The organism is Curtobacterium sp. MCLR17_059, from assembly GCF_003234665.1.
GTDB classification, from domain to species: Bacteria; Actinomycetota; Actinomycetes; order Actinomycetales; family Microbacteriaceae; genus Curtobacterium; species Curtobacterium flaccumfaciens.
The window spans coordinates 155,314-169,449 of record NZ_QKSU01000010.1 but is presented as its reverse complement, the minus strand read 5'-3'; the positions used below and the strand labels follow the sequence as shown (position 1 = coordinate 169,449).

Annotated in this window: 14 protein-coding genes; 7 read left to right on the top strand and 7 right to left on the bottom strand. The window is 70.6% G+C overall.

Annotation, left to right across the window (positions count from 1 at the left end):
* Nucleotides 1-1,134, top strand: a 1,134-nt coding sequence (locus DEJ12_RS14355; protein ID WP_111030498.1) for an amidohydrolase, incomplete at its 5' end; no start/stop codon positions are given.
* 88 nt (nt 1,135-1,222) lie between these two features.
* Here DEJ12_RS14355 and DEJ12_RS14350 read toward each other — a convergent pair.
* Entirely contained in the window at nt 1,223-2,113 is an 891-nt protein-coding gene (locus tag DEJ12_RS14350) for an aminodeoxychorismate lyase (RefSeq protein ID WP_071405576.1), read from the bottom strand.
* A 19-nt stretch (nt 2,114-2,132) separates the two neighbouring features.
* Entirely contained in the window at nt 2,133-2,483 is a 351-nt protein-coding gene (locus tag DEJ12_RS14345; protein WP_027464736.1) for a tryptophan synthase subunit alpha, read from the bottom strand.
* Nucleotides 2,484-2,547: 64 nt separating this feature from the next.
* Between DEJ12_RS14345 and DEJ12_RS14340 the strand changes: the two genes are divergently transcribed.
* Nucleotides 2,548-3,072: an 8-oxo-dGTP diphosphatase gene (locus DEJ12_RS14340; protein WP_181433034.1), complete on the top strand. Its 525-nt coding sequence runs from the start codon at nt 2,548-2,550 to the stop codon at nt 3,070-3,072.
* Between the two features lie 24 nt (nt 3,073-3,096).
* Here DEJ12_RS14340 and DEJ12_RS14335 read toward each other — a convergent pair whose 3' ends face one another.
* The 3 genes from DEJ12_RS14335 to DEJ12_RS14325 form a co-directional block, all read right to left on the bottom strand.
* Nucleotides 3,097-3,384: a hypothetical protein gene (locus tag DEJ12_RS14335; RefSeq protein ID WP_027464737.1), complete on the bottom strand. Its 288-nt coding sequence runs from the start codon at nt 3,382-3,384 to the stop codon at nt 3,097-3,099.
* 16 nt (nt 3,385-3,400) lie between these two features.
* On the bottom strand, nt 3,401-4,702 hold the full coding sequence (locus DEJ12_RS14330; RefSeq protein WP_146245544.1) for an ABC transporter permease: 1,302 nt from the start codon (nt 4,700-4,702) through the stop codon (nt 3,401-3,403).
* Nucleotides 4,703-4,931: 229 nt separating this feature from the next.
* Nucleotides 4,932-6,620 (bottom strand): sodium:proton antiporter, encoded by a 1,689-nt coding sequence (locus tag DEJ12_RS14325; protein ID WP_110859250.1) that lies wholly within the window; start codon nt 6,618-6,620, stop codon nt 4,932-4,934.
* A 115-nt stretch (nt 6,621-6,735) separates the two neighbouring features.
* On the opposite strand from DEJ12_RS14325, the gene DEJ12_RS14320 reads away from it, so the two are divergent.
* The 3 genes from DEJ12_RS14320 (at nt 6,736) to DEJ12_RS14310 (ending at nt 10,162) form a co-directional block, all read left to right on the top strand.
* A complete protein-coding gene (locus DEJ12_RS14320) occupies nt 6,736-7,992 on the top strand; it encodes an inorganic phosphate transporter (RefSeq protein ID WP_035807670.1) in 1,257 nt (418 codons plus the stop codon).
* Nucleotides 7,992-8,288, top strand: coding sequence for a hypothetical protein (locus DEJ12_RS14315; RefSeq protein ID WP_111030495.1), 297 nt, complete (start codon nt 7,992-7,994; stop codon nt 8,286-8,288). Before DEJ12_RS14320 ends, DEJ12_RS14315 begins: the two co-directional genes overlap by 1 nt.
* Before the next feature lie 413 nt (nt 8,289-8,701).
* Entirely contained in the window at nt 8,702-10,162 is a 1,461-nt protein-coding gene (locus tag DEJ12_RS14310; RefSeq protein WP_258370489.1) for an aspartate ammonia-lyase, read from the top strand.
* A 48-nt stretch (nt 10,163-10,210) separates the two neighbouring features.
* On the opposite strand, the gene DEJ12_RS14305 is transcribed toward DEJ12_RS14310, so the two are convergent.
* Together DEJ12_RS14305 and DEJ12_RS14300 are read right to left on the bottom strand one after the other, a co-directional pair.
* The gene (locus DEJ12_RS14305) at nt 10,211-11,296 is read right to left on the bottom strand and encodes a YihY/virulence factor BrkB family protein (protein ID WP_111030493.1); all 1,086 of its coding nucleotides are present in this window, start codon (nt 11,294-11,296) and stop codon (nt 10,211-10,213) included.
* 180 nt (nt 11,297-11,476) lie between these two features.
* Complete coding sequence (locus DEJ12_RS14300; protein WP_084741172.1) at nt 11,477-12,796, bottom strand: MFS transporter; 1,320 nt, start codon at nt 12,794-12,796, stop codon at nt 11,477-11,479.
* A gap of 69 nt (nt 12,797-12,865) precedes the next feature.
* Here DEJ12_RS14300 and DEJ12_RS14295 point away from each other — a divergent pair, with 69 nt between their 5' ends.
* Complete coding sequence (locus DEJ12_RS14295; RefSeq protein WP_017885942.1) at nt 12,866-13,237, top strand: FKBP-type peptidyl-prolyl cis-trans isomerase; 372 nt, start codon at nt 12,866-12,868, stop codon at nt 13,235-13,237.
* Nucleotides 13,237-14,073: an aldo/keto reductase gene (locus DEJ12_RS14290; RefSeq protein ID WP_027464743.1), complete on the top strand. Its 837-nt coding sequence runs from the start codon at nt 13,237-13,239 to the stop codon at nt 14,071-14,073. Before DEJ12_RS14295 ends, DEJ12_RS14290 begins: the two co-directional genes overlap by 1 nt.
* Nucleotides 14,074-14,136: the final 63 nt, after the last annotated feature.

Genomic DNA, 14,136 nt, shown 5'->3' with positions numbered 1-14,136 from the left:
GGCGCGGTCGTCGTCGAGGACGGCCGGATCACCGCGATCGGTCCGGACGTCTCCCCGCCCGAGGGGATGACGGTCATCGACGCCACCGGTTCGTGGCTGGTGCCCGGGTTCGTCGAGGCGCACGGCCACGTCGGCATCCACGAGGAGGCCAACGGCGAGGCCGGCAACGACACGAACGAGATGACCGCCCCGAACATGGCCGGCGTCCGCGCGATCGACGCGATCGACATCGACGACGAGGGCTTCCGGGACGCCTTGGCCGGCGGGATCACGAGCATCGTCGTCAAGCCCGGCTCAGGCAACCCGATCGGCGGCCAGAGCGTCGCCATCAAGACCTGGGGCGGCCGGACGATCGACGAGCAGCTCATCTCCGACTCGGTGAGCGTGAAGAGCGCCCTCGGCGAGAACCCGAAGCGCGTCTACGGCGGCAAGGGCCAGACGCCCTCGACCCGGCTCGGTGTCGCGAAGATCATCCGCGACGCCTTCGTGGAGGCGCAGAACTACAAGGCCGCCCGCGACGCCGCAGCCGCGAAGGACGAGCCGTTCGCCCGCGACCTGACGAAGGAGACGCTCGTCCGGGTGCTCGACGGCGAGCTCGTCTGGGACCAGCACACCCACCGCCACGACGACATCGCCACCGCGATCCGCCTGTCCGAGGAGTTCGGCTACCGCCTCGTCGTGAACCACGGCACCGAGGCGCACAAGATCGCCGACGTGCTGGCCGCCAAGGACATCCCGGTCATCTACGGCCCGCTGTTCACCAGCCGCTCGAAGGTCGAGCTCCGCGACCGCGGCATCCCGAACCTCGCCACGATCGCGGCGGCCGGGGTCCGGGTCGCGATCACGACGGACGCTCCGGTCGTGCCGATCAACATGCTCGTCGACCAGGCGACCGCCGCCGTGAAGGAGGGCCTGCCCGCCCAGACCGCACTCGAGGCGCTCACGGTCAACCCGGCCGAGTTCCTCGGGTTCGGGGACCGCGTCGGTCGCCTGGCCGAGGGTTACGACGCCGACCTCGTGCTCTGGGACGGCGACCCGCTCGACGCGACCAGCCGCGCGACGCGCGTCTGGATCGACGGCAAGCCCGTCTTCGCGTGGGCCGACGGGGCCGGCGTCACCACCCCGCGCTGGTAGCGGGTGCAGAGCCGGGAGGCCCGGATCGCGACGTGCCTGCGGGTCGCGATCCGGGCCTCCAGGCCGTTGCGCCGGGGGCGCCGCGTGCTCAGACCTCGCGCGCCAGCAGGAAGTCGTTGATCCGCGTCGTGAGCTCCGCGTCGATCGGACGCACGTCGCCGTTCACCGAACGGATCGGCGCAGCCTGCCGCACGCTCGACACGAGCCAGAGCGCGTCCGCCGCCGCCAGGTCGGCGAGGGTGACGAGTTCGTAGGCGGTCTCGATGCCCTCCTGCTCGGCGAAGCGGAACACGTCGGCCTGCGTCGTGCCGGCCAGGATCCCGATGTCGGTGCGGGGCGTGACGAGCCGGTCGCCGACCTTCATGATCAGGTTGGCGCGCGTGCCCTCGAGCACGTAGCCGTCGCTCGAGACGAACAGGGCGTCGTCGGCGCCGCGGCGGACGGCCTCGCGCAGGGCGGCCATGTTGACGCCGTACGACAGCGTCTTCGCGCCCTGCAGCAGCCACGGCGAGGTGCGCTCGACGTCGTGCCGGTACCCGCGGTCCAGGACGACGACGGAGATGCCCTCGGTGCGGGCGGCCGTGGAGTCGCCCGACGGCGCGGCGTAGACCCACCCGGTCGGGCGGTCGGTGCCCTCGACGCCGCGGGTCAGGACGGTCTTGGCGAAGGCCTCGCGCACCGGGTCGAGGCGGGCGCAGACGGCCTCGATGGCCTGGCGCCAGGCCTCCGGGTCGGGAGCGGGCAGGTCGAGCATCGCGGCGGAGCGGCCGAAGCGGGCGAGGTGCGCCTCGAGGGCCTGGGGCCGACCGTCGATCACCGTGATCGTCTCGAACACGCCGTCGCCGCGCGTGACGCCGAGGTCCTGCACCTGCACGTGCTCCTCGAGCGGCTTCGCCCAGGTGAAGGCGTCGGCCGCGGGATCGTGCGGCGCAGCGTCGCGGGAGGGCTGGTTGAGGACGGCGAGCACGGTTTCGGTCATGCGTCCATCCAACCGCAGCTCAGCCGGCTTCGGGCAGCGCGCCCAGCAGCTTCCACACGGCGGGCGTCAGCTCGGGGTGCTGCAGCGCGATCCGGCGCAGCCGGTGGTACTCCTCGCCCAGCCGGGTGCCCTGCCCGGACGCCGGGTGGCTCGACCACTGCGCGTGCCGCTTGCCGATCGCCTCGTCCAGGTCGACGGCGTCCGCGCGCAGGATCAGCACGACCTGCTCGTCGACGGTGGGGAGCGTCGGCATGAACTCCCACGGGTCCTCGCCCTGACGACTGCGGTGCTCGACGAGCATCGAGATCTCCTCGGCGGCCTCGGCGCGCAGCACTTCGAGGCTGCGCCCGGTCCTGCGGGGCTCAGCCATGGTGCCCCCGCAGCACGCCTGCCATGGGAAAAGCGTACGACACTCCATCGGTCACACTGGACGCGTGACCCTTCGCGACGAGAGCAAGTCCCAGCATCCCCGGGTGGTGGTCGTGTACCTGCTGCGCGACGGCGAGGCGGGCACCGAGGTGCTGCTGGGGGAGAAGCGCCGCGGTCTCGGCACGGGCCGGCTGGTCGGCCCCGGCGGCAAGCGCGAGCCCGGTGAGTCGGCGGTCGAGACCGCCGTGCGCGAGGTGCGTGAAGAGGTCGGCCTGCGGCTCGACGCGGTCGACCTGGAGGCCCGTGGCACGTTGGACTACCGGTTCCCGTACCGACCGTCCTGGTCCCAGGTCTCGGACGTCTTCGTCTGCCGCCGCTGGCAGGGAGACCCGTCGGGCTCCGACGAACTGGAGCCGCGGTGGATCCCCGTCGACACCGTCCCGTACGACGCCATGTGGGACGACGCCCGGTACTGGTTGCCGGGGGTGCTCGCGGGCGGCAGCGTCCGCGCGCGGTTCACGTTCGCCGAGGACGACGCGACCGTCGCCGGGTTCACCGGGACGGGTGTCGGTGTCGGCGTGGGTGAGTAGCTGCTTGCTGCTTGCTGCTTGCTGCTAGCGCGGCTGCTGGGTGCGGGTGCTGCCGGTGCGCGCTTCCTCGGCGGCGGCCATGACGTCGGCGTCGCCGCTCCGGCCGCCCAGGGGCCGCACGAAGAAGTCGATGATGCCGACGACGATCGCGCCGATCATCGAGAACATCGCCCACCCGACGAACAGCCCGGCGGTGCCGCGGCCGTCGGCGGGCGCGAGCAGGACGCTCGCGGCGTAGAAGCCGACCGTCAGCACGAGGAACACGACGACGACGGTGATGAGGACGCGGTGCCAGGTGATGCGCGGGTTCATCCGATCAGGATACGCGTCAGCGGTCGGCGTGCTTGCCGTGCGGAACCGCCGCCGGTCGCGGTTCCTTCCGGTTCGCGGGGCGCTGCACGGCGATGCGACCGGTCGGTGTCGCGTCCGGCTCGAGGCCGTCGCGACCGCCGGTGAAGACGTCACCGCCGGTGCGGTCGTCCTCCCAGTCGTCGTCCCGCAGCACGCTCAGGGTGCCGGTCTCGGTGGAGGTCAGGCCGTGGCGCTCGAGCTCGGCGTCGCGCTGCCCGCCGAGGAACTCGCGGTTGGCGGTGTTGGCGTCCTGGAACATCGTGGTCCGGCCGGTGACGATCGCCCGGATCCGTCGGCGCTCCCACCACTTCTTGCCGAAGTACATCAGCACCAGGCCGGCCGTGGCGTAGCAGGCCATCGTGATCAGGCCGCGAGCCGGGCCGGGGCCGACGCCGTAGACCTGGTGCTTGATCATGTCGACCATGCTCGAGCCGACGACGACGTTGTTCAGCCAGGCGAAGGGCTCGGGCATGAACCACTTCGGGTAGGCGCCGCCGGATGACGGCATGGACAGGAAGACGAAGCAGATCATCGCGGGTGCGGCGATGAAACGGCCGACGAAGTAGCTCAGGCCGTTCACCGCCAGGCCGATCGCCACGATCCAGCCCCAGGCGATGAGCACGAGCTGGATCCAGTGCCCGTGGATGGCGCCGAGCACCGGCCCGGCGAGCGTGTTCGTGATGAGCGAGATGACGAGGCCGCCGACGACGATGACCGTCATCCGGGTGCGGTGCCGGAGCGGGCCGCCCATGATGCCGATGAACATCGCGACCATGTAGCCGCCGATGCACCACGCGAGCATGACGTACATCGCGACGGTGCCGTACTCGTCCCAAGCGGGCAGGGGTGCGAGCTCGGTGACCTTCGGGGTCGCCACGCCCAGGCCGGTCAGTACCGCGGTGAGGGTGGCCGGGACGAGGCTCGCGACCTGGAACTGGTGCGCGCTCGCCTTGAAGAACTCGTTCGCGGCGGGGTCGTACGCGACCGCCATGGAGCCACCCACCACGTCGCGCTTCGCCTGCGCGAGCGAGTCGTACGTGTGGAACACGAACTCGCCGGGCAACGCCTGCTGCACCGCCTGCACGAACGCCGGGTCGCTGCCGATCAGGGCGATCGGGACGTCGTGCGGGTGCGGGGCGTGGAACGCGAAGACGTAGCACAGGCAGAACCCGACGATGAAGAACAGCGGCATCCAGAGCTGCAGGCCGATCAGCTGCAGCGACGGGTGCAGGGTCGAGTACCACCGGCGGTAGGCGCCGTGCTGCTGGGGCGCGGGCACCGGAGCCTGTCGCCGGGGTCCCGAACGCGTGTGCCCGGCGACCTTGCCGCCACGGCGCGGCTTGGTCCCACGTGCGGAGGGACGGGTCCCGCGCGGCTTCGGCGGCGTGGGACGGGAACCGCCGGGGCGCTCCGGTCCGTCGTCGTTCCTGGGGACGTCGTTCCGCGGCGTGCTCACTCGGCGCTCTGCTCCTGCTCTCGATCGGAGCGCCAGGATACGCCCGGGGTGCTCAGGAGCGACTGCGCGACGCCTGCGCCGAGTCCATGGCGAGTTCTTCCGCGTCGAGGGTCACGAGCACGCGGCGCATGACCTCCTCGTCGAGGTTCCCCTTCTCGCGCTCCTCGAGCACGATCTCGCGGCGGCGGTCGAGGAGCTCGCGTCGGATGTCCTGGATCTGCGAGCCCCGGAGGCGCAGTGCGACGTTCCGCCCCTCGTCCTCTTCTTCCTCGGCGTCCTGACGGAACGTCTCGGCCTGGCGCTCCAGCCGCGCCTTCAGCCGGTTCACCACCGAGTCGACGGCTTCCGAGCCGTACTGCTTCGCCCACGCCGGACGCCGCTTCTCGAGCAGCTCGATCGCGGCCTCGGTCGTGCGCTGGTTGAGCCGCATCTCACTGCGCACGTCCTCCTCGCCCTCGGCCGGGTCCTGCACCTTGAGCGCGCGGATGACGAACGGCAGGGTGAGCCCCTGCAGCAGCAGGGTGCCGACGGTCACGAAGAAGGCGATGATGAAGATCGTGTCCTGTGCCGGGATCTGAGTCGGGCTGGCCACGACCGACACCGCTGCGGCCAGGGTCACCACACCGCGCATGCCCGTCCAGGAGATGACGGTGAGCTCCCGCCAGTTGAGCTTCGGCTCGGCCGAACCACGCATCCAGCGCAGCGACGGGTGCCCGCGGGACAGCTTGATCCGCAGTGGCCGGAGCCACTTCCCGTTGATGCGGTTGCGCGCGTAGGACTCGAACACGAACAGCGGTCGCACCAGGATCACGACGACGAGCACGACGGCCGCGGCGGTGAGCGTCTGCCCGAGGCTCCGCTCGCTCTCGACCAGGTCCTGCACGACGGTGTTGAGCTGCAGGCCGATGAGCGCGAACACGAAGCCCTCGAGGATGACGTCGATGCTCGTCCAGAGCGGACGTTCCTGCAGGCGGGTGGCGTAGCCCTCCTTCGGCGAGTTGTAGCCGATGTACAGGCCGGCCGTGACGACCGCGATGACGCCGGAGCCGGACAGGTCCTCGGCGAGGATGTACGCGACGAAGGGCAGCAGGATGCTCATGATCGTCTCGACCACGGGGTCGTTGATGCGCATCCGGATCCAGTGCACGACGACGCCGAGCACGATGCCGACGACCAGACCGACGCCGATCGCCAGGCCGAAGATGCCGAGGTCCTGCCAGATCGTCAGCGACGTGCCCGCGATGATGAGCGTGAACACCCGCACCAGGGTCAGCGAGGCCGCGTCGTTGATCAGGCTCTCGCCGGACAGCACGGTCATGACGCGGCGGGGGAGCCCGAGCTTCCGGCCGATCGCGGCGGCGGACACCGCGTCCGGCGGGGCGACGATCGCGCCGAGCAGGATCGCCGCCGGCAGCGTCATGTCCGGGATGAGCAGGTACGCCACCCCGCCGACGACCAGGGCGGTGACGATCACCAGGAAGATGCCGAGCCGTCGGATCTGCTTGATCGAGCCGCGGAAGCTCTGCCACGACACGTCGAGGGCCGCCGAGTAGAGCAGCGGCGGCAGGATCACCGTGAGGATGACCTCGGAGTCGATCTCCATCGGCGGCAGCCCGGGCAGGAACGAGGCGGCCAGGGCGACCGCCGTGACGAGCAGTGGAGCGGGGAGTCCCTTGGCCCGGGCGAACCCCGTCACCGCGAGCGATCCGATCAGCAGGATGAGGAGCTCAGCGGTGTCCATGGACGCATTCTCCCATCGGCATGGTTCCGAAGCTGAACGAGTGTGAAGCTGCGGTGAACAACACGTGGACGATCAGGTTTGCTCGAAGGGCCGACGCCTGGGACACTTGCCCGCGGTGGACATCACACTCATAGTCGTCCTGGTCATCGCGTTGGCCCTCTTCTTCGACTTCACAAACGGTTTTCACGACACCGCCAACGCGATGGCGACCCCGATCGCGACCGGCGCCATGAAGCCCAAGGTGGCGGTCACCGTCGCTGCGGTGCTCAACCTGGTCGGTGCGTTCCTCAGCACCGCCGTGGCGACGTCGATCTCGCACGGATTGATCAACGAGGGGCCCGGTGGCGTCGCCATCAGCCCCGAGATGATCTTCGCGGGCCTGATCGGGGCAGTCGTCTGGAACATGATCACGTGGCTCCGCGGGCTGCCGTCGTCGTCGTCGCACGCGCTGTTCGGCGGGCTCATCGGTGCCGCGATCGTCGGCGCCGGGTTCCAGTCGGTCAACTACGTCGCGCTGCTGACGGTGGTGATCATCCCGGCGTTCGCCTCGCCCGTGATCGCCGCGCTCGTGTCGTTCCTGTCGACGCGCATCGCGTACCGGATCACGAAGCGTCCGGTGTTCCCGAACGAGCGCGGCGGGTTCCGCATCGGGCAGGTCTTCACCAGCTCGATGGTGTCCCTGGCGCACGGCACGAACGACGCGCAGAAGACGATGGGTGTCATCACGCTGACCCTCATCGCCTCGGGCGCGCAGTCGTCGAACCAGGGCGTGCAGTTCTGGGTCGTCGTCGCCTGTGCCCTCGCGATCGCCCTCGGTACCTACACGGGCGGCTGGCGCATCATCCGCACCCTCGGCTCGGGCATCACCGAGATCCGTGCGACGCAGGGCTTCGCCGCCGAGGCCTCGACCGCCGCGACGATCCTCGCGTCCAGCCACCTCGGCTTCGCGCTGTCGACCACGCAGGTGTCCTCGGGCTCCATCATCGGTGCCGGTCTCGGCCGTCGTGGCTCGAAGATCCAGTGGTCGACCGCGGGCAAGATCGTCATCGCCTGGTTCATCACCCTGCCCGCGGCTGCCGCGGTCGGTGCGGTCGCCTCGGGCATCGCCCGCCTCGGCGTCATCGGGCTCGTGCTCGACGCCGTGATCGGTGCCGTCGTGATCCTCGGTCTGTACCTGTGGTCGCTCCGCAAGCCGCACGAGCAGGCCTCCGCGATCGAGGTCGACGTCGCCGCGAACGCGGTCCTGACCCGCAAGGAGCTGCGTGACATGCAGCGCAAGAAGCGTGCCGACGCGGTCGCCCAGCGTCGCGCCGAACTGAGCCGCGAGCGCACGCTCCGTCGCATGGCGGCCCGCAAGGGAGGCCGTCGCTGATGGGCATCGACTGGTTCGCATTCCTCACCGTGGCGCTCGTCGCCGTGGTCTCGTCGTGCTTCGTCGTCGCCGTGTACTCGGTCGGCCTCCGTCTCTGGAGTGCCGCCGACACCCGCGAAGGCAAGTTCACCGTGAAGGAGGACGGCACGATCGGCCCGGCCACCGCCGGCTTCCCGAACCCGGCCGGAGCCTCGGCGGCCGCACGTGCACTCCGCGCCGCGGCCATCGCGTGTTTCGTCGTGTGCGGCGCCGTCGTGCTCTACGGCATCTACCTCATCGTCCCGCAGTTCCACTGACGGGCACGCTCACCGTGTGAGCAGAAGACGCCGTGTCGCCCCTCGCGACCCGGCGTCTTCTGCTCACTCGTCGCGCGTTCGCCGCGCCCGCGCGCGCAGGCGGCGCGCTTGGTGAGCAGGAGATGTCGAGTCGCCGTGTGGGACCCGACCCCTTCTGCTCACGAAGTGCGCGGGCGGACGGACGGGAGGCCCGTGGCGGCCTGGCACCGGGCCTCCCGGCCGTCGCGGGCGAGCGGGCGAAATGCCAGCGTGCGTTGCCGAGTCGACCGAGGCATTCCGCCCGCTCGCGCGGGCGGGTCGGACGGGAGGCCCGTGGCGGCACGCCGCCCGCTCCGCCCAGCCCCGGCGCGTTCCCGGACCGGCCGGACGGACGGGACTAGCCTCGACGTGTGACCGGCAACGAGGAGGCACCTGTGACGACGACGACGCGGACCGAGAGCGACTCGCTGGGATCACGAGAGGTCCCGAACGACGCGTACTGGGGCATCAACACGTTGCGGGCACTCGAGAACTTCCCGATCACCTCCGTGCCGATCGCCGTGTACCCGGACCTCATCGAGGCGCTCGTCACCGTGAAGCAGGCGGCCGCGCGGGCGAACCGGGCGATCGGTGTCCTCGACGAAGAGCGTGCCGACGCGATCGACCGCGCGGCGCAGGAGGTCCGCGACGGAGCACTCCGCGAGCAGTTCGTCGTCGACGTCGTGCAGGGCGGCGCGGGGACGAGCACGAACATGAACACGAACGAGGTGCTCGCGAACCGGGCTCTCGAACTCCTCGGGCGTGAGCGGGGCGACTACGCGTACCTGCACCCGATCGACCACGTGAACCGCAGCCAGTCCACGAACGACACGTACCCGACGAGCATCAAGATCGCGATGATCTTCGGGGTCCGACGTCTGATCGTGCAGCTCGAAGAACTGTCCGCGGCGTTCGCCGAGCGGGGCCGCGCCTTCGCCGACGTGCTGAAGGTGGGCCGGACGCAGCTGCAGGACGCCGTGCCGATGACCCTCGGGCAGGAGTTCACCGGGTTCTCGCACACGATCCAGGAGGACGCTGACCTGCTCCGCAAGGTGATGCCGCTGCTCGCCGAGATGAACCTCGGCGCGACGGCGATCGGCACCGGGATCACCGCGGACCCGCTCTACCGCGACGAGGTCCGCCGACAGCTGCAGGAGGCGAGCGGCATCGACGTCGTCACCGCCCCCGACCTCATCGAGGCGACGAGTGACGCCGGTGCGTTCATGACCCTGTCCGGCACGGTGAAGCGCAGCGCCGCGAAGCTCTCGAAGATCTGCAACGACCTGCGGCTGCTGTCGTCCGGCCCGCAGGCGGGTCTGGGTGAGATCACGTTGCCGGCTCGCCAGGCCGGTTCGTCGATCATGCCGGGCAAGGTCAACCCGGTGATCCCCGAGGTCGTGAACCAGATCGCCTACGCGGTCGCGGGGGCCGACACCACCGTGACGATGGCGGCGGAGAGCGGGCAGCTGCAGCTCAACGCCTTCGAGCCGATCATCGCCCACTCGATCCTGCAGTCGCTGCAGTGGATGTCTCGCGGCTGCGCGACGCTGCGTGAGCACTGCGTCGTCGGCATCGAGGCGAACGAGGCGAAGCTCGCGGCCCAGGTCGACACCAACGTCGGCGTCGTCACCGCGCTGACGCCGTACATCGGGTACGCGGCCGCGGCGTCGATCGCGCACACGGCGCTGACCACCTCGACGCCGATCTCGACGCTCGTCGTGGCCGCGGGGCTGATGGAGGAGGACCAGGTCATGCGGGTGCTCAGCCCGGCACGGCTGTCGGGCATCGAGCTGGCGACGGGTGCGATCCCGATCGTCACCGAGGAGATGCTGGACGCCGAGGCGCGCAAGCGCTGACGCGGGGCGTCCGCACCACAGGAACGCGCGCACCGCGCGCGCAGCCCGTCAGGGCAGCGGCCGCTCGCCCACCCGCACCTGCTGCGCCATCGCCCGCAGGTGCTCCTCGTTCGGGGTCAGCTCGGCGTCCTCTTCCTCGGCCACCCGCGCGGCCTCGGCCCGGACGTGCTGAGCGGCCGCGATGTCCTGGTCCCGCCAGCGCGCGAGCGTGAAGTTCCGCGTGACGTCCCGCAGCGGCAGCCGGATCGACTCGTCCGCCTCGATACCGGCGAGCAGCTGCCGCATCCGGATCACCTCGGAGTCGAGTTCCCCGCCGACCACGAGCACGAAGTTCGAGATGTACAGGTACACGAGCAGCAGGATCGCGCCACCGAGCCACCCGTAGGCGCGGTTCCCGCCGCCGAGGGTCTCCACGTAGAGCGCGAACCCCACCGTGGCGATGGCCCAGGTCACGATCGCGAACGCGGCACCGGCCGACACCCACCGCAGCTGCGGGGTCTTCACGTTCGGCGTCGCGTAGTAGAGCACCGCCACCATCACGACGAGGTCGGCCGCCAGCACCGGCCACTTCACCACGTTCCACACGTCGTCGATCCAGGGCGCCCACCCGAGCTGTCGGATCACGGCCTCGGAGATCGTCGGCGTGCCGAGCAGGATGACGATGGCGACAGCGCCGCCGACCATGACGAGCAGCGTGACGAGGAGCATCATGCTGCGGAACTTCCAGATCCGCCGGCCCTCCTCGACCTCGTAGGCGGTGTTCATCGCCCGCCCGAACGCCGTCGCGTAGCCGGACAGTGACCAGAGCGTCAGCACGACGCCGATCGTGAACCCGAGCCACGGGTTGTCCAGGGTTAGCAGCTGCCGGAGCGGCCCCTCGAGGTGCTGGGCGGTCTCCGGCCGGACGATGAACCCGAGGATCTCGACGATGTCGGTCAGGCTGTCGCCCTTGCGGTCGACGATCGACAGTGCCGACACGACCGCCAGCGCGGTCGGGAACACCGTCAGGAGCGCGAAGAACGTCAGCGACGCTGCCGCGTCGACGACGCGGTGCCGGATGACCGAGTGGTAGGTGCGCCGGACGACGGCGCGGACTCCCGTCCGCTGGAGGTCGCGCGATGCGCTGTCCGGCATGTGTCGTACGGTACCCGACACGTGACGGCCTGGAGGCGCGTGGCGGGCCCGCCCCGCGCCTCCCGTCCGCCTGTTGGTCGCGCTGGTGCGCCGGCAAGACACCGGTGTTCACGCTCCGCACCGCGGAACGCGGGTGTTCGACGTGCGAACACCGGTGTCTTGCGCACCAGGACCGACCGGTCAGTTGGCGTGCGGGTGCAGGGCGTCGTAGCGGCGGAACGAGGGGACCATCCGGAGGAGCAGCGCGACGAGGCCGATGATCAGCACGCCGCCGATGACCGGCGGGTACGCGATGCCGGCCGCGACGACCAGGCCGGCGTACAGGTCGCCGAGCCGTGGGCCGCCCGTGACGACGACGATGAAGATGCCCTGCAGCCGACCGCGCATGCCGTCCGGCGACGCCGCCTGCAGGATCGTGTTCCGGAACACCGAGCTGACGTTGTCCGCACCGCCGGCCATGGCCAGGAACAGCGCCGCGAGCCCGAGCGCCGGCAGGATCTCGACGCCGAACGCCTCACCAGAGCGGCCGCCGAGCACGTGCGCCAGCGCGATGACCACACCGAACGCCGCGATCGCCCCGCCGTACGCCGTGATGGCCCAGCCGACGGCCTCACCCTGGCGTCGGACGTGCCCGAGCGGCCCGGAGAACACGCTCGACAGCAGCGCCCCGATCGCGTACGCGGCGGTCAGGGTGCCGACGGTGATCGACCCACCGCCGATGACGAGCGCGCCGATCGCGGGGAACAGCACGCGCGGCTGCCCGAAGGTCATCGCGATGATGTCGAGCACGAAGGTCATCGTGATGTTGCGCGACCGCCGCAGGAACTTCGCGCCCTCGATGAGCGAGCCGAGCCCCGGCCGCAGTGCGTCGTGGTCGGCGGCCATCCGCGGCAGCGTGAACACCCCGAGGAACGCGAACGTGAACAGCACGACGTCGATCGTGTACGTCGGCGCGAACCCGACGGTCGCGATGAGCACACCGGCGATCGCCGGACCCACGGTGACCTGGAACCCGGACGCGATCCCGCCCAGGGCGCTCGCCGCGGGCAGCAGGTCGGTGCCGACGAGCCGGGGGACGATGGCCGAGCGGGAGGCGTTGCTGACGGTCGCCGCCACGGCGTTCACCGTCGCGAGCACGTAGAGCAGTGCGACGCTGTGCAGGTCGAGCCAGGCGTGCGTGGCGATCAGGGCGACGGCGACCCACGCGATGATCGACGACACGAGCGCGACGAGGCGTCGGTCGAAGGCGTCCGCGAGCATCCCGCCGTACAGGCCGGCGACGATCATCGGCACGAGCGCGATGACACCGACGAGGGCCACGGCGAAGGTCGAGCGGGTGATCTCGTAGACCTCGAGCCCGACGGCGACGGTGGTCATCTGGGTGCCGATCCCGGCGATCGCGGTGCCGGCCCAGAGCCGGGCGAAGGCGGGGGAGCGGCGGAGCGGGGTGAGGTCGGCGAGCAGGCGGCGGCGCGGCGGTGCGGGAGTCGATGGTGTCACGGTGGAACCATTCTGCGGGCTGGACGCTCGTTGCGCGTGCCCGGTGCGCGCTCTGGTTGACTGATCCGCATGACTGACCTGAACAGCAAGCCCGAGTTCGACGCCCCCGAGGGCCCCGCCCCCACCGAGCTCGTCGTCACCGACATCGTCGAGGGTTCCGGCGAGGAAGCGTCCGCCGGCTCGACCGTCAAGGTCCACTACGCCGGCGTCGAGTACGAGACCGGCGAGGAGTTCGACAGCTCTTGGAACCGCGGCGAGCCCATCGACTTCCCGCTCGCGGCCCTGGTGCGCGGCTGGCAGGAGGGCATCCCCGGTATGAAGGTCGGCGGACGCCGCAAGCTCGTCGTCCCGCCGGAGCTCGCCTACGGCCCCGCCGGTGGTGGCCACTTCCTGTCCGGCAAGACCCTCATCTTCGTGATCGACCTGCTCGGGGTCCGCTGATGCAGGTCGGTGCCCCGACGATCGAGCTGAACGACGGCCACCGGTTCCCGGAGCTCGGCCTCGGCACCTACGGCCTGAACGGCGACGAGGGCGCTGCGGCGGTCGGTACCGCGATCGCGAGCGGCTACCGGCTGCTCGACACGGCGCTGAACTACGGCAACGAGGACGCCGTCGGCAAGGCGGTCCGTGAGTCCGAGGTGGCGCGCGAGGACCTCGTCGTCACGTCGAAGCTCCCCGGCCGGCACCACGGCTACGACGAGGCGCACCGCTCGATCGACGAGACCCTCGGCAACCTGGGGCTCGACCACGTCGACCTGTACCTGATCCACTGGCCGAACCCGTCGGTGGACAAGTTCGTCGACACCTGGAAGGCGTTCGTCGACCTCCGCGACAGCGGCAAGGTCCGCTCGATCGGCGTCTCGAACTTCACGCCCGAGCACCTGCGCCGGATCGTCGACGCCACCGGGGTCGCCCCGGCCGTCAACCAGGTGGAGCTGCACCCGTACTTCCCCCAGGCGGAACTGCGGAAGGTGCACCAGGAGCTCGGCATCGTGACCGAGAGCTGGAGCCCGCTCGCGAAGCGGTCGGAACTGCTCACCGAGCAGCCGATCGTCGATGCCGCTGCGGCGCACGGGGTGGCCCCCGGCCAGGTCGTGCTGCGCTGGCACGTCCAGCTCGGTGCCGTGCCGGTGCCGAAGTCGGGCGACGCAGCCCGCCAGAAGGAGAACCTCGACGTCTTCGGCTTCGAGCTGACCGACGACGAGGTGCAGGCGATCTCCGCGCTCGAGCGCGGTCGTCTGTGGGACGGCGACCCGGACACGCACGAAGAGATGTGACTCCGACGCGACCCTTCGGGGACAGCGGGGCTCCCGGTGGGCAGTACACTGGTTCCCCCTCTT